The sequence below is a fragment of the Paraflavitalea sp. genome (assembly GCF_059502485.1).
The window spans coordinates 952373-969620 of sequence record NZ_JCACET010000010.1 but is presented as its reverse complement, the minus strand read 5'-3'; the positions used below and the strand labels follow the sequence as shown (position 1 = coordinate 969620).

Genomic DNA, 17248 nt, shown 5'->3' with positions numbered 1-17248 from the left:
CTATGGTTATCCAGGACAATACAATTATTACGCAACATCTCTCGATTGGAATGGTTTTATGATCCTTAGCCCCTATCAATGCTCAGGACACCTTCATTGTCCACGTATAAGTTTGGTGGAAGATTATTAGAGCTTTTTAAATAGATAAACTTTATCTAATCACCTAACGAACCTAAACTTTAGCTTTTTTGGATACAAAAAGCATCACAATCATGAAAAAAGCAAAAATCATGCTGCTGTCACTTACCCTTTTTGCTACTTTCGGTGGAATACTGGCTTTTAAAGCAAAAACATTTAATTTAAGTTATTGTACAAAGACCTTTATCGTCGGTGGACCTTCAGTAACTACTTGTGACAACACTACTACTGCCAGGAATAGTATGGAAATATTTGGCACACCAAATGTATATGCAACAAGTTTAGATAAGGGAGGCAACCCAATTACTACTTCATTACAGTGTACGGAAATGGAATGTCCGGCCGTGCGTTTAGTCTTTGATTAAAGATTGTTCAGCAAAATATGGATGACTTTGCTGCATCATATATTCATTTATATTATGAAATATGTTATTTCATATATTAACCTACTGGACGAATAGATTCTAATAGTTTCAGAAGATTTGTATTAGGATATTCAAAAAAAACTGCATTATGAAACCGAAAATCGTATTATTATCATTCGTGGTTGTTGCTATTTTAGGAACAGCACTTGCTTTCAAAGCAAGGACTTATAATGCAATATATTGTACACGTACATATGTTGCTGGAGGACCTGCTACTAGTTTTTGCCCTAATTGCTTAAAGAACCGAATAGAGGTTCCAGGAACTCCAACTATATATGCTACTTCTTTGGATGCTGAAGGTAATGCTATAACTTCTTGTGATCAATGTACTGAGGAGTTACCTTGCCCACGAATGAGGCTGCTTGTTGATTGATAGCCCATTTTATAATGGTAATGATATTTTCAAGACAAGAGATTGCTATCTGCCAAATCCAAGCCTAACATGAAGTTGTTGTCGATGTTGGCAATTGGCCAATTGATACAATTATTCTTTCTGGTAGGCTGGTAGATTTTGATAATGTTGTCTTTGTTAAATGCGTGCAAATTAGTTACTTCTAAGATGCAAGGTATCTCCCATTACCACTGGCTATAAACCTGCCAGTGGATAGTCCTTCTCAATGTTATATTGCCTCATTATCAATGATTGGCTTTGCGGAAAGTGCATAATTGCTATTATTTGACCTTGTTGAATGTATCTCTGCTTGTCTAAATCCGGTAAGGCTGGTGAAAACAAAAAAAGCGAAATGCAATCGTATATGCCAAAAGTTTAATCAGACGATGTTTAAGTCCCATCCCCAAAAAGATACTTAATCGTTTACTTTAATTATTTAGTATCCACACAACTTCTGAATAATAAACGAAACTTTAGCTTTTTGTATGCAAAAAGCAGCACAATTATGAAAAAAGCAAAAATCATGTTGCTCTCTCTTACCATTTTTGCCATTGTTGGAGGCGTACTCGCCTTTAAAGCAAAATCATTCAACGCCAGTTTCTGCACAAAAACGTTTCCCTTAGGCGGCGGGGGGGCAAATAGTTTCTGTGATCTACCTACATTAAGGGTAAATAGGCAGATAGTTGTAGGGAGTGCCACGATATACGCAACCTCATTTGATTTGGAAGATAGATCAATTACAACTACAATTCAGTGTACGCCTTTTTTGGTATGTCCGGCTGTAAGACTTGCTATCGACTAAATAAATACCTTGATTACTTGTATTATTATTTCATTTATGCAGACTATGATGTTTATTAACCTAAACTTAGATTAACTAAAAGTATTACGTTTATGAGAAAAGCAAAAATCCTACTGATGTCTTTGGCTATTTGCGCAGCATTAGGAGCTGCACTCGCATTTAAAGTCGAAGTATCTGGTGGTGGCTTCACCTTTTGTACAAAAACCTATGTAGTTGGTGGGCCTTCCGTGAGTATTTGCGATTTGTCAACCCTTTTAATTAATAGTCTAGTAGTTCCAGGTAGTCCAAATGTATACGCTACCTCACTTAACTTAGAAGGCGAACCAATTACCACCACACTTCAATGCACACCAGAATTAAGTTGTCCAGCTCTAAGATTAAAAAAAGATTAAATACTAAATCATTGATGTGATATGGGTTGGCTCAATTCTACAGCCCCGCTTAGATAAGTGGGGTATGGATGATCATATACTCGGCAATGATCAGCAGTAGGCTAAAGGGGAATGCCTGCTCCTTCGGAATAGTAGTAGTACATAATCATCCTATGCAAACTAAAAGGCTACCGACCCTTATATAGTTGCCATTATATACGGTTGGCCCATTCATAGTAACCAGCAAGTTAATATTTTGGAGATTATTGGATATGTTTAATGTTATTGATGGTGCTTAGACGTACCTTTTTAATCTTGAATTGGCTACTATAAAAGAATACTAATTTTTTTATAGATGGGGGCATAATCCGTTTGGCGGTTTTATATGGCTGAATGCTATCCTCATGCCTTAGGTGAAAGCCCTCGAACCAACGGGAGGCTTTCTATAGTGATCTGTATAGAGACTAGATCGTGATATCATTTATAATGATAAAGAATAGCTTACAAACTTCTTCATCTCATTTGAAGTAATATTTAGTTAGTATTCGTTGGATAGAGAATATATAGAGAGTATGTTTTGAAGAAAACTACTGGTTGCATTACAGTTGTAGAGTGAAGGGTAATGGATTTGCTCCATGTGATTGTCTGATAATATTCCTATAGTCGATATAATATAGATTTACTGAATTAATCTTGAAAGCTCTCCAGAACAATAAGCCTGTTTTTATTTTTTAATAGTATAAATACCTTAAGTTGATGCTAATATGACATGTGAAAGATTTTCCTTTTGTTAAGCTAGATACTTCATAGTTGTTACTTTCGAAAAGATTTTTCACTTAGTTATAGCTATTACATACTACGCAATGAGGCCCACATTTATTGGTTGTATCTAATGAGTATCCATCATCAATCCCCTTTTGACTGGCTCGTATGCCACATGTCATCCAAAGAGGTGGAGGTATGCCCTTGAGATAGTGATCAAAAAATTGGGTTATCCGAATAGTAAAATCAATAGCTTGTCTGCCATGCACGATATGACCGGCTCCATCATATTGTAACATCCATACAGGTTTTTGTAGTCGATACAATGCTAAATACATCTCTAATGCTTGTTCAATAGGCTTTGTATCGCCTTGGTTATGGAAGATCAATAAGGGAGTAGTTACCTGATCTGCTCTCAAAATGGGTGATTCTGCCATATATAGATCCGGTCTTTCCCAGATTGTATAATTACTAAAATTAGGCTCCAGAAAATCCATAAATCCACGGGTTTTCGCAAAGCCTGCTTTGCCAGAAAGTTGCAGATAAGAACTAACCATATCCGTCCATCCGGCGCCGGCAATAATGGCTTTAAACTTGTTACTATTGGCTGCCACATAAAAAGCAGTTTGTCCCGAAAAACTATGACCGGTTAAAGCCATTTTGGAGGTATCTATATACGGTAGACGAGCAAGCGCATGTATACCTGTTTCTACCGATATAAGGCCACTTTTCCCGTGAGCGCCGATCATGTAATGCATGTCTGGCATAAATACAAAATAGCCACGACTAATCATATAAGGAATATTGAAGACGGGGCAATTTGAATGTCTTGGTGTTAAATACCTGTATAACCCATCTGATTGTCGGGAATAGACATTTACGATAACGGGATATTTTTTCGTTGGATTAAAACCGGATGGTTTATACAAAATGCCTTGGTTAGTATCGCCATCAGGCCGGGACCAGGTAATCAGCTCCGCCCTTAGCCAATTATATTGCTTATCTGGAGTATAATTGGTCAAGGCGTTAAAATTTTTGAAATCATGTGTTAGATAATAATTAGGAGCCGCCCGGTCACTTTGCCTTCTGACGATCCAGGAGTTATTACTTCCCAGGCGAATAGGGGGAATGCCCGCATCGTCATCAACACTTAGAGATACACTTCCGGATGGGTGGTAGTAGGTGTAAGGCCCAATGGTTAAGAGTGCCGGATACCCTAGTTTATTGAGCATCGCCCGGTAAAATCCATTTTCTTTGGTAGTCAAGTTAAGGGCAATCAATAATAAAGGTTCTTGTAAGGAAATTGTCAAGAGTGCGCCCGGGGCGGCTGCCAATCGAAATCGGATATTGTATTGAGCGCCATAGCTACTCGTCAAGTTTTTAGGAGCTTCCCGGCCGCTAAGGTCCAGTTGCCAGATATCATGATTATCATAGACCACTGCTTTTTCTGAGTTCGCTATCCAGCCAGCGATGTCCTTAGTCCAGTTCCCAATCTGCCTTTTGCCAGGTTGTTCAAATGCATAAAAATAATCATCCCGCTCAGCAGCCATAGCTAAAGAAGGCAATGAAGCAGTAAGATTAAGTTTTTTTCCTGTGGCCAGTTCGAGGCTATAATAATGATGTACGTTCCCGTCATAATAAAGAAGATATTGGCCGCTGGGCGAAATATGATAGCTTAAGTAGCTGCCAATCTGTAGTAGCTTTCTTGAACCATCTTTGCAGGATATTAACCAGTTACTGTCTGCCTGGGACAACCAAAAGCGATTGCCGATAAAATTACTACTGGTAACGACAACGTAATCCATGACCGGAAGACTTTTGATCTGATCACCGGGTTGATGATGTAATTGAACCAGCTGGTTATTGTCTATATTTATGGTGGCTATATACTCAGCCCGTTCATATTTATTAACAAATTTATCGTATAACTGTACAGATTGAAGAAAGGTATCCTTGTAATTCCAGACATCTACTTTTATGTCATTGGGTGGCGGTTGAGATGCGAAAGGTCTTTGTAGAGTAATAATAAGGTATCGGCCGTCAGGATTAAAAGATATATTATTAGTGATGAGAAGGCCATCATCAATACTCTTGGATTGGTTGTTGGCTTTTTCTTCTATTCGGCCTGTACTCCGTTTATACAACCAGATTGAATTGGTTTGCTTCTGGATACTTTTGTCTTGCACTACAAAAGCCAATTGCTTCCCTGCCTGATCAATAGCCATAGAACCGGCATATAAATTTTTTATTGAATCACCTTCCCAAACATTAGATGACCGATTGGTTGGCAGGTCAATCCATTTGATAGTATTATCATTTTTGTGAATTACCAGCACTGTACCTTGCTGACTAAACAGGTAGTTGAATACATTATGATAATGCCGTTCTATGCCGGTAGTAATATTCAGTATATAAAGGTCATGGCTGTTTTTTAATTGCCAGCCCACCCATTCATATGCTTGATCTTCCGAATGAAGCCAGGAAGTAGGCCGACTAATACTAGGTAGTTGGCTGTTTTTAACACCAGTAATAGAACGGAATAATCGACGTTCTGCCAGGTCGTACAAGCAAAAAGTGTCTTTAATTTTATAAAGGAAGAAACGGCTTTTTTTTGAAAACCCAATTACATTAATGTTGCCAAGGTTTATCTTCCACGAATCTTGCAGTGATTGCAGGGCCACAATCTGTGGCAAATTGGGTCGGTATAGTTTATAAACAAAATATTTGCCATCATCACTGGCTACAGGTTTGTCAGTGGAAAGGGATTCCCAATGTTGTATGGCCTCATCATCGATGGGCTTGTTCGAAGTTGCCTGCCGTTCTTGTGCCAATCCACCAATGCTGACAAGCATAAAAAGAAGAAAACCCAGCAGCATATCTAAAAGTTTAACCCGCCAGTATTTTTTTAGAATAGTCGGCAGTTGTTTAGCTATAATTAAGAAATAAGTAAAGCCCGATTTTAACTAATCGAAAAAAAATGATCATTTCTGAGGGAAATATATTCCAGAAAAAGTATTCGCCCGGGAATATTTTGACTGAAAGATTGAGTGTTATTAATGATCTGATAATGACAGAAGAGAAACTACTAAATGCATTAGATATACTGCTGGTTGCATTAAAAGAGCGTGTTAACTTACAGCAGAATCATCTGCTTTAAATTGTTACCCTATATCTGATACCAAGCTTCATAACTACCCAAACATCGCACTTTAAAAACTTTCTGAACAAACCAGACTTTAGCTTTTTGTAGGCAAAAAGCATCTTTATTATGAAAAAAGCAAAATTAATGTTGCTTGCACTGGCGCTTTTTTCGGTGCTGGGGGCAACTCTTGCTTTCAAGGCAAAAACAAGTCCTTATAATTGGTGCTACACTATTAGAGAATTAATTGCCGACATGCCGTTCACAAATGATTGCACATTTTTTGCAGAGCAGAAGAGGACGCTTGTAGGCCCGGTTGCTATTTACGCAACAAGCCAGGTTCAGGGCAATTTTGTTATTGATGCAACGAGTTGCGAAAACCCATTTATAGCTTGTGTAAAGGTGGGTCCCTTATTAGATAATTAATTTTTAGGGGCTTTAAGATTGGAGTCGTGTAATAACATTTATGTAGAAGTGAAAGGACTTTAATATTTGACATTAGTATTGCCTTCTGAACAATAAACCAGACTTTAGCTTTTTGTAGGCAAAAAGCATCCTGATCATGAAAAAAGCCAAAATTATGTTGTTCGCACTCGCACTTTTTACCGTGCTGGGAGCAGCCCTCGCCTTTAAAGCGAAAACAAGTGTTTTTAATTACTGCTTCACCACGCGGGAATTAGTAGCAAACATGGCAACTACTTATCTGTGTCCGCTATATGTAGAACAAAAAAAGTTTCACGGTCCGATTGCTATTTATGGCACGAGTAAATTAAATGATTCATTTATTGATGAGTTAGATGATTGCACCAACCCGGCTATAATATGTGAAAAGATACCCCTGTTGGTAAATGATTAAATGTTTATAGAATCATTTCCTCCCATCCTTAATACAGCATCAGACTAAGAGCCCTGCATAAACATGCAGGGCTTTTTCATGGCAAAAGTAAACAGTAACTATCTACAAGTTCTCATCCTTCGGCGTCACCGCTTGCGCCACAGCGCTGGCCACCGTACCAGCCACGGCTACATAGCCGGCTATCTTCACCAGCAGCGGAGGAAGCTCCACCGGCGTGGAAAGAACAGCGCCGCTAATGGCTACAAGGATCAGCCCCCAGTTCCGCAGCTTCGCAAAGAAGGGCGGGGTAGGGCTGCTCATACGTTCGGGAATACTCATATCAACAAGTTAAAAAGGTGAAATAATAGGTGGATCGATCAACAGCCCGGAATGCTGTCAGTACCAGCACTTGGTCAGCAATAGGCTGAAGGGGAGTACTGGCGGCTCCGGTAAGCGTCCGCTGGCACAGCGCAATCATTCTGGGCCTGTTGAAAGGCTACTGATCAAAACCCATTATCGCGATAAGGAACCCGGCTGCCGTTATACAGATCGGCCCCATCCATATAAAAATCAGCCTATACTTTTTTAGCAGCTCGTTTCGCAGGCTGCTTTTTATTATTAGCAGCTGTTCGTTTGGCAGCACTCTTTTTCGATCCCGGCTTGGCGGCCTTGGTAGGGGCAGGCAAGGAATCTTCCTGTACAGCGACAGGCTTCGCCTTTCTACTTCTGCCCTCTGATGGCAGGTTTTTAGGGTCCGTCTTCTTGCCCCCGGCAATGGATAGCGCACCCGTTGCCTCCGCCACTTGCAGACTGCCTGGTGTCTCCTCCTGACTTTCTACGGCAGACCGCTGACTTCCGTCTTCCTCCTTCGGCAAATACCCCCTTACCACCGACAGACTCCCCACGTCTACCTGCAGGGCGCGTACGGCCCGCGATGCCTTCACGATGGTGAAGGGGATCTTACCTTCCTGCTTCATCACATACGGAATACCATTGATCACCTGCAGCAGGCGTACGCCCACCGCCACCACAATAGGAAGGGCAGAGTCAACAGGAATGCCTGGCTGCAGCGTCAGTTTCGTGTCCTCATTGAAATTGAGGGCCGGGCTGCTGTGTTCATACGCCACAAAGCTGTCCCCGGCAAAGTCCAGCTCACAGGCCACGGCGATTACCTGCAGGTGGGTCACAAACCGCAAGGCGGTGGGCAGCTTGGGGCGGCTAAAGAGCGACAGCTGCACCTGGCACACGCCAGTACGCCGGTCCACGGTCACGGCAGGATACAAGAGGTAGCGCAGCAGCGACTGCTGTGCACAAAATTCAAACCCTTCCAGTTGGCCGATATCGGCGGCAGGCAGGCTCCGCTGCCCCACGGTATGCAAAGGATTGCTGGTAATAATATGGGTCAGCTTCGATACCAGGCGGGGAGTCTGCGTAGCGTCATGAATATCCTGTGTGTATTTATGGAAGGCGGTGCGGATCAGCGCTTCGCCACGCGAAGCAAAAGCTTGAGCACTGCCCGTTGCAGGCAGTTGATGAGGGAGTTGTTTGGCGCGTTGTTGGCCCATGATAATAAGTTTTAAAAATGAAGCAATGCGTTGTCATGACAATCGTGATAATGCAAACGTACGATCCCGGCCACCCGGTCTCCAAACCGTCATGCCCCAAATTGCCACAGGTGCTCCATTTTATAGCATAAAAATATTGCGGTTATGGGTAACAGATTGATCGTGATACGATTGAAAAATAAAAGGAGCAAATGGAGCAGGAGTGATAGAAACGGTCATGTGCAGTTGGAGACAGGGGATGCAATGTTGTACGTTTGTATCGACGGCAACAAAAGAACCTTATCAACGTATCAACTGATCAACCCGTCAACAGGCAGCAAGGCAGATAGTGCGTGGATAGTGTATAGATGGTGTATAGATGCTGTATGGATAGTGTATCAAAATAGTAGTCGTAAGCAAATAAGCAGTTTTGACCCAAAACAGCCGGAAAGCTGGCGTCCGGCAGCCAAAGTCGAAACCCGTTTATAGCCGTTGCACCGCGGGCAACGGCAGGTCACAATCAATCCAAACCTTTTAAAAGCAAAAAAATGCCCAAGCAAATAAACCGCCATATTAAGCTGAGCGGTACCATAGATGATATCAGTTTCTACAAATCGCAGGATGGTTTCCTCGCACGCGCCAAAGGCGGTGTCAGCGGCGACCGCATTAAGAACGATCCCAAGTTCCGCAACACCCTGCTCAATGGGCAGGAGTTTGCCACCGGCGGCAGGGCAGGTAAACTGTTCCGCGCTGCCTGCAACACGGAGATCGACAAAGCGGCCGACAACCGCGTGGTCAGTCGCATCACCCAGCTCATGGTGCGCATCCTGAAAACCGATCCGGAGAGCGATTACGGCCAACGGAAGGTAAGCCTGGGCAATATGACACTGTTGAAGGACTTCGAGTTCAACAACGCCATGTCATTCGATCAGGTATTTAAATTGCCGCTCACGGCGGGCATCAACCGCGTCACGGGCACATCCACGGTCACGGTGCCCGATCATGTACCGGTCACCGACGTCGCAGCGCCCGATGGCGCCACCCACTACAATTTCTTTGTAGCGGCAGCAGCCATCGACTTCGAAGGCAACCAGTTCACGGTCGTGCGGCAGCAAACGCCCAACCTGCCATGGGGCAACACCAACACCACCATGGGACCGCTCTCGCTCACCTTGCCGGCCAACAGCCTCTTGCCGTTGTTCCTGCTCGTAGGGATTGAGTTCGTACTCACGGTCAATGGTAAAGTATATCCGCAAAGTAAAAGCGTCAACGCGCTCAGGATCGCTGCAGTCGATCTCGCTTCGCCGATATAACAGCTACTGGCAACACGGAACCGGGCTCGTCCCGGTTCCCTTTTCAACTTATCAACCTACGACCATGCCAACTCGAATAACCAAACACGCCATCCCCGGTGTCACCGTCACGCCCCGCGACGGCTACTACAAAGTGCGCAAAATTGGTCTCTCCGCCCGCCGCGTGAAAACAGATCCTGCTTTTGCAGCCACCCGCAAGCAGGCCAAAGAATTTGGCGCGATCGTAAAATTAACCCAGCGCTGGAGTGATATCGTGGAGCAGGCCACCGGCAGTAAGATCGCCAGGCGCAAGCTCAGCAGTACCCTGGCTAAAATAGTGCTGCAGGATAAAGTCAACTTACCGGGCATGCGTAGCCTGTTGCAGGGAAACGTAGAAAAATTGAAAGGGCTCGACTTGAACCCCGCCGCCACCTGGAAAGAAGCCATTGGCATAACAGTAGAAACCGAATACAACCCGACAGCGAAACAGCTCACCTTACGGCTGCCCGCCCACAATCCGGTAGCAACGATCTCCCCGCCACCACAGGTTACACATTATCGTGTGAAGGCGCTCCTGCTGTCCATCGATGCGCAGTACAACATAGAAGCAGGCGCCCCGCTTCAAACCACCTTGATACCAGTCAGGAACATCAACATACCGGCTTGGTATAAGGAAAAAAGTGATGTTTTTCAAAACGAACGTATTTATATAGTAGTAGGTTGGATCCAATGGTCTGGTCCGGCGGCAATCCCCGGGCCGGTCACCATCATGGATTGCTATGGAGTTAAAAAACAGTAAATGGATTGGTAAGTACCGCTTTAGTAGGTTCAGTAGTAGCGCTGTAACCAAAATTTTATTAACGAAAACACTTTCTGCAATGACTGCAAAGCGTAAGTTAAAAACAATTACTACCAAAGAAGCTGCCGAAGTGATGAACAAATCGGTTTGGCAGGTACGTCGCGACTTTAGTGACCTGCGCGAAGACCTCGGCAAGAAAGACCGCCAGACCATCACCGTCTGGGAATTTTGCCAGGCCTTCAAATACAACATCGATGATGTGTACGAATTATTGGAATGGGATAAGCAATCCCGTAAATCAAAATGATATAAGTGCTTATGTGTAGCAGTTCCCTGCCTGCCATCCATGCGGGTGGCAGGCAGGGTTGATTTATGATAATAAATGAGCCATAAAACTACAGATCGTCTTTAATGCACGTTACGCAAGGCTTTTTTCGTATATTGATAATGTTATTGATGTGATCGATCCAATCCCTGTAAGGAGCTGCTCCACTATCGCTTGTGAAGAACGACCCCGTTCAAACCATTAAACCTTTTTCCGCATGAGTGAAGACGCTCTTGTTCGCGGGATCAATGAAAAAGATCCCAAAGCTTTCGGTATATTATTTAAGGACCACCTCCCAAAGATTGTTCTCCCGCTCCTGGTTAATTATCCCCTCTATGCAGAAGATGCTGCCTGCTTTGCAATGGAACAATTGTGGCTGTCCAAAATTACATTCAACACGCTGATAAGCATAAAAGCCTTTCTGCGCACAACTACAACCCGTAGATGTATTGATAATGTCCGGCAAGCTAACCGGAATGCGGAAAACGAGGAAGAGATTGCTGGCAATGTGCATGGTCCCGTTATTGACGAGGAAGAAGATAGCATGGACGTGGGGGCTGACATGTTCTATAGGCTAAATAAGGCAATACAAGATCTCCTCAAGGAGGAACGTGAAGTGATAGTGCTGGCTTATCTCGAAGGCCTGAGCAATAAGGAAATAGTAAAGAAGCTGGGAAAAAGTTACGATTCGATAGCCGGTTTAAAAAAACGGGCAGTTAAGCGATTAAAAAGCATGCTGTTGTAATCGACGGTTAATTATTTATAAAAAAAGAACAGCAAATAGTGACAAAACAAAGTAGCCTTGATCGTCTTTATATAGGGTACCCGTTTCAATACATCGCTAATCATGAACCTGCCTTGAATGCTAATGAATAAGAATGATAAAATTGTAAAGCTTCTGATGGAAGCTTATTTAGACGAGCTGCCAGCAAAAAAACAGGAGCAACTGACTGAATGGGCCAATCAGTCGGAAGAGCATCGTGCACTCGTAGAGCAGTTGACCAATAAGCAGGAAGTAGCGAAGCAATTAAAGGAACACCAGCAAATGATGGACAGGATGAAAGAGCGGATGAAGGAGTTTGTGCAGGTGGAGGAAGCAGAGCCTGTAATAAGAAAAGTAATCCCATTGTGGATCAAATGTGCAGCGGCAGCATTGATTGTCGGCATAGGAATATATTATTGGCTGGCAGGTGATAAACCCAAAAACGAAGTAGTAATAACCGATCCGCCGGTGTGGAAGACCGATACAACACGAATAGGAGAAACGCGCGCTGTAACATTGTCCGATGGATCGAAGATCTGGTTGAATGCGCAATCATCGGTATCCTACTACCAGCCTTTTGAGCCCGGTACGCGCAAGGTGGCGATGAAAGGAGAAGCTTACTTTGAAGTAATACACGACACAACGAAGCCGCCATTCATTGTAAAAGCAGGTAATAAGCAACCGGTTGAAATAACAGTGTTGGGTACAAAATTCAATGTGACGGCCTATGATAATAATCCACCCGCCACAGCGGTATTGAGCGGAGAAGTACGCGTTAAAAATGATAAAGGCAGTGTAAAGGTGAATCCGGGCAACGAAGCGGTATGGGATAGCACAGGCAAGTTGTATACAAAGGGCGTCGATACTAATCGGATATTGTATTGGAAAAGAGATTCGATCGAAACGGAAAAAGTAGCGATCATATTGGAAATATTGGGCAGCTGGCACAATTTGAAAATCACCTACAGGAATTCATCGGATAAAACAGCGGCGATGGATGATGTAATAATAGCATCTATTAAAAGACAGGATAGCTTGCAGACCGCTCTGGAGCCTATGCGACAGAATTATGAATTTGAAGTAAGAACAGGGGAACTCCTGGTCAAAAAGAAAAAGTAGCGCTTCTTGATATACACTTCGCAACCATCTTACCTTATTCTTTACCGCTAAGCAGGTTCATAGCTCCTCATCGCGCGTGATGAAGAGGACCATTAAACATTACTGAAGCAATAAAGGCCTTTCAAGGTTCTATTAGTAACCCTCTGCTGACAACAGACAGCAGAACATTATTCATTTTTTTATGAAGCAACCTCCAGGGCGGTCAAACCGTCCCAAAGTCCACCCTATGTCAACCACATCACGGGTGGCAGAATTGGTATTGAGCGTAACGTTCTTTTTCATCGCTTTCTTTGGGATGCCCTTTATCGAAATGCCGGTGGAAACAAGGTCATGGCGATGGGTAGCCATTGGTTTTATGGATCTATTGATCGCATGTACTTGTTGGTTCGATGACCTCGAACGCTGGTGGTTCGGACCAGAAGGGATCGGCGCAGCGTTTTTATCACAGTGGAAGACCCGGTGCTTTTTGATCATCCTGTTTTTGTCAGGGCTCTTATTGCTCCTCGGCAATTTGGTAATCCTGGCCACCATGGCGCTGCCCGTAACGGTAGTGGATTGGGTCATAGGTGCAAACCAGGTCAAGCATTGGAGCTTCTGCCGCAAGTACTGGGCCATGATGAAGAGAGCCGTTACGCTCTATCACCAATTACGGCAAAAAACGGGAGGGAATGGTTAAGTGGAACAGCTATACGTTTTAGTGTGGACCATTCAAAATTGACTCTTATGCGGAAATACAGTTGCTTGATAATCGGCTTATTGACTGTTCTTAATGTAGCGGCACAGGATTATAAAAATCCCCAGCTGCCCGTAAACAGGCGCGTAGCCGACCTGCTGTCCCGCATGACGGTCGAAGAGAAAGTAGCACAGCTGCAAACGAACCACGCCAACCCCCGTACACTCACCGAATCCATTTTAGCCAACCCGGCTAAAATGGATTCCATTTATAGCAAAGGCCTCGGCATGATCAACCCGGCATTCGATGCCAGCAAAGAACAGGTCATCAGCCGCCGCAATGGCCTCCAGCAATACCTCAAAACAAAAACAAGGCTCGGCATCCCCGTCATCTTTATCGATGAGGCCCACCATGGGCTGCTGGCCCGCGAAGCCACCGTATTCCCCCATGGCATTGGCTTGTCCTGCTCGTGGGACACGGTCCTGCTGCGCAACGTATACGATTTCATCGCCCGCCAGTCGGCCGTCCGGGGCACCAACCTGGTGCTCACGCCCGTAGTCGATGTAGCCCGCGATCCCCGCTGGGGTCGCACGGGCGAAACACTCGGCGAAGACCCCTTCCTCACCGGCGCCCTCGGCAGTGCCATGGTGCAGGGTTTCCAGGGTAGCAACAATGGCACCATTGCCCCCGGCCACGTAGCTGCCACCCTCAAGCATTTTGCCGGTTATGGACAAACGGAAGGCGGCGTCAACCAGGCACCGGCCAACTATTCCCTGCGCACCTTCCGCGAAGCACACCTTGAAAGTTTCCGCCTCTGTATACAACGCGCCAGGCCCGCCGCCATCATGGCTTCTTATAATGAAATAGACGGCATACCTGCCCACACCAATAAATGGTTGTTGAAAGATGTCTTAAGAGGAGAGTGGGGCTTCAAAGGCGTAGTCGTGTCCGATTGGTATGGCGTAGACCAGCTCTGGAACAAACATGGCGTGGCGCCCAACGAACCGGCCGCCGCCCTCAAAGCCTTCAACGCAGGCGTCACCCTCGACCTGCCCAACGGCCGCAACTACCGCCACCTCGCCCAGGCGATAACAGATAAGAAACTGTCGATGGCCGCGCTGGATAGTGCCGTAGCTGCCGTATTACGGTTGAAGTTCTCGATGGGTCTCTTTGAACAGGCGCCTATAGACGCCGCCAAAGTACAGGAAAGCCTCACCAATCCCGAAGGCCGTCGCCTGGCCCTGCAGATGGCCGAAGCCTCCATCGTATTGTTGAAGAATGCGGGCAACCTCTTGCCGCTGAAGAAAGACCAGTACAAAAAGATTGCCGTCGTAGGCCCTTGCGCCGCGGTAAACTACTTGGGCGATTATTCAGGCATACCCCTGCGCAACACAAGCTTGCTGCAAGGCATCCGCGAAAAAGTAGGCTCGGCCACGGAAGTAGTCTATGCCAAAGGCGTGAACCTCTCCGTCAACGGCGACACCATCAGCCAGAACAATTACCAATACATCGATAAGATCGTCCTCCCTGCACCCGCCGACAACCAGCGCCTCATCAACGAAGCCGTGCAGGTGGCGCAGCAGAGCGACATCATCATTGCAGCCATTGGCGAGAACGAACAATTCTCCCGCGAATCCTGGCTGGCCGATCACTTTGGCGATATGACGAGCCTCGACCTGCAAAGCCAGCAGGACGACCTCATCAAAGCGCTCGTGGCCACGGGCAAACCCGTCATCGTATACCTCACCCATGGCCGCCCGCTCAGCATCAACTGGATCGATGCCAACGTGCCCGCCATCATAGATGGCTGGTTCATGGGAGAGGAGGCAGGCCATGCCGCAGCCAATATCCTCTTCGGCGATGCCAACCCGTCCGGCAAGCTCACCATCACCTATCCACGTTCAGTAGGCCAGGTACCCATGTACTACAACCACAAGCCTGGTGCGCAGTTCTTTGAATACGTCACAGAAAAGAATACACCCCTCTATCCCTTTGGACATGGCTTGAGCTATACCACGTTCCAATACGGCGCACCACGCCTGTCCGACACAGCCATGAAAAGGAATGGATCCGTCACCGTATCGGTAGACATCACCAACACGGGCAGCAGGAAAGGAGAGGAGATCGTACAACTCTACATCCACCAGTTGGTAGCATCCGTCACCCGTCCCGTAAAAGAGTTGAAAGGATTTGCGCGCATAGCCTTGCAGCCCGGCGAAAAGAAAACGGTGCAGTTCACCCTCGATGCCACCAAGCTGGCCTTTTGGGATGCCGATATGAAATACACCGTCGAGCCCGGTATCATCGAAGTAATGACAGGCAAAAGCTCCGCCGATGTCCAAAAAACAAAACTCCGTATAGTAGAGTAAAAAAGTCTTTCAATACTCAAGGCTAAACACAGAAGGTACGAAGCTCCATTGCCGACTGCCGATTGCCGGCACTGCCGGCTATCCCGTCTTCGCCAACACCCCCTTACGCCACTGCGTAGGCAGTTCTTTATAAACCTTCTTGAACGCCTTGCTGAAGTTCGCTTCGTTGGCATAGCCCACTTTGGGCACAATGTGTTTGATCTTTTCGCCTTCCAGCATCAGTGCTTTGGCCTTTTCCATACGCTGCAGCTGCAGGTAGCCATATAGGCCATGCCCCATCAATTGCTTGAAGGCATACTTCAGCCTTTTTTCAGGCATCTTCACCTCCTTGGCAACCTCGATAATGGTATGATGATTTTCTAAAGAGCTGGAAATGAGGGCGGCGGCTTTTTTTACTTTCTCTACGTCTTTGGCAGTTAGATTCAGGGATTTCATGAATAAGGTTTTGGTCTGAACAACAAGATAGAGCGACTTAATGATGCAATCGGGAGTTACTGGCAGATATACATTCAAACACTTACACATTCAAGTTCGGTTCCTTGCCGATGTTATGCCATAGAGCATCCGCGTCGCGGCGGATTTTGCGCTCCGCAATAATACCGGTGATGCCCAGGGCAATAAATACGCAGTTGAATACAATATGTTGTCCCCATGACAATTGCGCCAGCACACCGCCACAGCTGCAGGGCAGGTGATCGGCGATGCTCATGAGCACGATAATATAAATAGTGAAGCCGGTCATCAAAGCGGTAGACGCATACAACCCCTTCAGCCGCCAGCGCGGCACTACCAGTAGCACCACCAGCAAAAACTCCAGGATGGGCAGCCAGCGCGCCACAAACGAAGCGGCAAATCCCAAAATGGGCGATTCCCGCAGCTGCTCTTTGAATACAGTATACTCCATGATCTTGCTGATCCCGGTATACAGAAACAGGATCACAAAAAGAAAAACAACGGTCTCGGTAATGGTTGTACGTTTCATACCTCTTAATTCAATAGGTGATCGGAGAAAGGCCGTCGAAGGCGGCCCTTACCGTCCTTCCGCCTTCCCGGCTAAGCATGGTTAAAAGAAACCCGGGGGCTGGAAAAAGTTCGCCTGGCAGTTCCTGGTGACTGCACTTCCTTCACATAAGCATAGCTTTGAAGCCAGCCTCCCGGATTATTGGGATACGTTTACAAAAAAATAAGCTATCTCGTTGGAGGTTAAAGGATCATACCCTAAGTTATACCCCTTAACTAATGCGCGCAGTATTATGTATAATGCAGAAAGTAATATTTCGGTTACCCTCCCCATTGCCGATTCACGACTGCCGATTGCCGATTCCACCAGTCCAAACAGCCCCCTCATCAAGCCAACTATTCAAACATAGAATTTAATCTATATCCCACCGGGACTTTTAAGCCTTTAACCGTTATATAAATGACGGTTTTTGCGCCCGGTTAAAAAAAAAGTTGCATTTTGATGTGACCGGAACGCACAGGATTCGTAATAATATCAAAG

18 protein-coding genes are annotated in these 17248 nt (G+C 45.5%); 13 read left to right on the top strand and 5 right to left on the bottom strand.

Annotated elements, in window-relative coordinates; all coding sequences use genetic code 11:
- Window positions 1-212 precede the first annotated feature (212 nt).
- From AC5JBY_RS21250 to AC5JBY_RS21235, 4 genes are all read left to right on the top strand, one after another.
- Window positions 213-503 (top strand): hypothetical protein, encoded by a 291-nt coding sequence (locus AC5JBY_RS21250; protein ID WP_495906663.1) that lies wholly within the window; start codon window positions 213-215, stop codon window positions 501-503.
- Window positions 504-651: 148 nt separating this feature from the next.
- A complete protein-coding gene (locus AC5JBY_RS21245; protein WP_495906662.1) occupies window positions 652-936 on the top strand; it encodes a hypothetical protein in 285 nt (94 codons plus the stop codon).
- Window positions 937-1459: 523 nt separating this feature from the next.
- Window positions 1460-1756 carry a hypothetical protein gene (locus tag AC5JBY_RS21240; protein ID WP_495906661.1) on the top strand — a complete coding sequence of 99 codons (297 nt, stop codon included), beginning with the start codon at window positions 1460-1462 and terminating at the stop codon, window positions 1754-1756.
- A gap of 92 nt (window positions 1757-1848) precedes the next feature.
- A complete protein-coding gene (locus tag AC5JBY_RS21235) occupies window positions 1849-2148 on the top strand; it encodes a hypothetical protein (protein WP_495906660.1) in 300 nt (99 codons plus the stop codon).
- Window positions 2149-2963: 815 nt separating this feature from the next.
- Here AC5JBY_RS21235 and AC5JBY_RS21230 read toward each other — a convergent pair.
- On the bottom strand, window positions 2964-5765 hold the full coding sequence (locus AC5JBY_RS21230; RefSeq protein ID WP_495906659.1) for an alpha/beta hydrolase family protein: 2802 nt from the start codon (window positions 5763-5765) through the stop codon (window positions 2964-2966).
- A gap of 392 nt (window positions 5766-6157) precedes the next feature.
- Between AC5JBY_RS21230 and AC5JBY_RS21225 the strand changes: the two genes are divergently transcribed.
- Window positions 6158-6454, top strand: a complete 297-nt coding sequence (locus tag AC5JBY_RS21225; RefSeq protein WP_495906658.1) for a hypothetical protein — start codon at window positions 6158-6160, stop codon at window positions 6452-6454.
- Window positions 6455-6590: 136 nt separating this feature from the next.
- Window positions 6591-6884, top strand: a complete 294-nt coding sequence (locus tag AC5JBY_RS21220; RefSeq protein ID WP_495906657.1) for a hypothetical protein — start codon at window positions 6591-6593, stop codon at window positions 6882-6884.
- A gap of 102 nt (window positions 6885-6986) precedes the next feature.
- Here the strand turns inward: AC5JBY_RS21220 and AC5JBY_RS21215 are convergent, their stop codons facing one another.
- Both AC5JBY_RS21215 and AC5JBY_RS21210 read right to left on the bottom strand, forming a co-directional pair.
- Complete coding sequence (locus AC5JBY_RS21215; RefSeq protein WP_495906656.1) at window positions 6987-7202, bottom strand: hypothetical protein; 216 nt, start codon at window positions 7200-7202, stop codon at window positions 6987-6989.
- Between the two features lie 236 nt (window positions 7203-7438).
- The gene (locus tag AC5JBY_RS21210) at window positions 7439-8428 is read right to left on the bottom strand and encodes a hypothetical protein (RefSeq protein ID WP_495906655.1); all 990 of its coding nucleotides are present in this window, start codon (window positions 8426-8428) and stop codon (window positions 7439-7441) included.
- Window positions 8429-8955: 527 nt separating this feature from the next.
- Between AC5JBY_RS21210 and AC5JBY_RS21205 the strand changes: the two genes are divergently transcribed.
- The 7 genes from AC5JBY_RS21205 (at window position 8956) to AC5JBY_RS21175 (ending at window position 15747) form a co-directional block, all read left to right on the top strand.
- Complete coding sequence (locus tag AC5JBY_RS21205; protein WP_495906654.1) at window positions 8956-9720, top strand: hypothetical protein; 765 nt, start codon at window positions 8956-8958, stop codon at window positions 9718-9720.
- A 64-nt stretch (window positions 9721-9784) separates the two neighbouring features.
- Window positions 9785-10498 carry a hypothetical protein gene (locus AC5JBY_RS21200; RefSeq protein WP_495906653.1) on the top strand — a complete coding sequence of 238 codons (714 nt, stop codon included), beginning with the start codon at window positions 9785-9787 and terminating at the stop codon, window positions 10496-10498.
- A 79-nt stretch (window positions 10499-10577) separates the two neighbouring features.
- On the top strand, window positions 10578-10805 hold the full coding sequence (locus AC5JBY_RS21195) for a hypothetical protein (RefSeq protein ID WP_495906652.1): 228 nt from the start codon (window positions 10578-10580) through the stop codon (window positions 10803-10805).
- A 235-nt stretch (window positions 10806-11040) separates the two neighbouring features.
- Window positions 11041-11568, top strand: a complete 528-nt coding sequence (locus AC5JBY_RS21190) for an RNA polymerase sigma factor (RefSeq protein WP_495906651.1) — start codon at window positions 11041-11043, stop codon at window positions 11566-11568.
- Between the two features lie 156 nt (window positions 11569-11724).
- Window positions 11725-12705 carry a FecR family protein gene (locus AC5JBY_RS21185; RefSeq protein WP_495906650.1) on the top strand — a complete coding sequence of 327 codons (981 nt, stop codon included), beginning with the start codon at window positions 11725-11727 and terminating at the stop codon, window positions 12703-12705.
- Between the two features lie 226 nt (window positions 12706-12931).
- Window positions 12932-13381: a hypothetical protein gene (locus AC5JBY_RS21180; protein WP_495906649.1), complete on the top strand. Its 450-nt coding sequence runs from the start codon at window positions 12932-12934 to the stop codon at window positions 13379-13381.
- Between the two features lie 47 nt (window positions 13382-13428).
- On the top strand, window positions 13429-15747 hold the full coding sequence (locus AC5JBY_RS21175) for a glycoside hydrolase family 3 N-terminal domain-containing protein (RefSeq protein WP_495906648.1): 2319 nt from the start codon (window positions 13429-13431) through the stop codon (window positions 15745-15747).
- A 78-nt stretch (window positions 15748-15825) separates the two neighbouring features.
- Here AC5JBY_RS21175 and AC5JBY_RS21170 read toward each other — a convergent pair whose 3' ends face one another.
- Both AC5JBY_RS21170 and AC5JBY_RS21165 read right to left on the bottom strand, forming a co-directional pair.
- Window positions 15826-16182, bottom strand: a complete 357-nt coding sequence (locus tag AC5JBY_RS21170) for a helix-turn-helix domain-containing protein (RefSeq protein ID WP_495906647.1) — start codon at window positions 16180-16182, stop codon at window positions 15826-15828.
- An 82-nt stretch (window positions 16183-16264) separates the two neighbouring features.
- Window positions 16265-16729, bottom strand: coding sequence for a MauE/DoxX family redox-associated membrane protein (locus tag AC5JBY_RS21165; RefSeq protein ID WP_495906646.1), 465 nt, complete (start codon window positions 16727-16729; stop codon window positions 16265-16267).
- Window positions 16730-17248: the final 519 nt, after the last annotated feature.

Coding starts and splice junctions, on each gene's coding strand:
- AC5JBY_RS21230 (WP_495906659.1), bottom strand. CDS start 5,765: ATGCTGCTGGGTTTTCTTCTTTTTATGCTTGTCAGCATTGGTGGATTG.
- AC5JBY_RS21180 (WP_495906649.1), top strand. CDS start 12,932: ATGTCAACCACATCACGGGTGGCAGAATTGGTATTGAGCGTAACGTTC.
- AC5JBY_RS21170 (WP_495906647.1), bottom strand. CDS start 16,182: ATGAAATCCCTGAATCTAACTGCCAAAGACGTAGAGAAAGTAAAAAAA.
- AC5JBY_RS21220 (WP_495906657.1), top strand. CDS start 6,591: ATGAAAAAAGCCAAAATTATGTTGTTCGCACTCGCACTTTTTACCGTG.
- AC5JBY_RS21210 (WP_495906655.1), bottom strand. CDS start 8,428: ATGGGCCAACAACGCGCCAAACAACTCCCTCATCAACTGCCTGCAACG.
- AC5JBY_RS21215 (WP_495906656.1), bottom strand. CDS start 7,202: ATGAGTATTCCCGAACGTATGAGCAGCCCTACCCCGCCCTTCTTTGCG.
- AC5JBY_RS21185 (WP_495906650.1), top strand. CDS start 11,725: ATGGAAGCTTATTTAGACGAGCTGCCAGCAAAAAAACAGGAGCAACTG.
- AC5JBY_RS21190 (WP_495906651.1), top strand. CDS start 11,041: ATGAGTGAAGACGCTCTTGTTCGCGGGATCAATGAAAAAGATCCCAAA.
- AC5JBY_RS21245 (WP_495906662.1), top strand. CDS start 652: ATGAAACCGAAAATCGTATTATTATCATTCGTGGTTGTTGCTATTTTA.
- AC5JBY_RS21240 (WP_495906661.1), top strand. CDS start 1,460: ATGAAAAAAGCAAAAATCATGTTGCTCTCTCTTACCATTTTTGCCATT.
- AC5JBY_RS21250 (WP_495906663.1), top strand. CDS start 213: ATGAAAAAAGCAAAAATCATGCTGCTGTCACTTACCCTTTTTGCTACT.
- AC5JBY_RS21165 (WP_495906646.1), bottom strand. CDS start 16,729: ATGAAACGTACAACCATTACCGAGACCGTTGTTTTTCTTTTTGTGATC.
- AC5JBY_RS21235 (WP_495906660.1), top strand. CDS start 1,849: ATGAGAAAAGCAAAAATCCTACTGATGTCTTTGGCTATTTGCGCAGCA.
- AC5JBY_RS21205 (WP_495906654.1), top strand. CDS start 8,956: ATGCCCAAGCAAATAAACCGCCATATTAAGCTGAGCGGTACCATAGAT.
- AC5JBY_RS21195 (WP_495906652.1), top strand. CDS start 10,578: ATGACTGCAAAGCGTAAGTTAAAAACAATTACTACCAAAGAAGCTGCC.
- AC5JBY_RS21200 (WP_495906653.1), top strand. CDS start 9,785: ATGCCAACTCGAATAACCAAACACGCCATCCCCGGTGTCACCGTCACG.
- AC5JBY_RS21225 (WP_495906658.1), top strand. CDS start 6,158: ATGAAAAAAGCAAAATTAATGTTGCTTGCACTGGCGCTTTTTTCGGTG.
- AC5JBY_RS21175 (WP_495906648.1), top strand. CDS start 13,429: ATGCGGAAATACAGTTGCTTGATAATCGGCTTATTGACTGTTCTTAAT.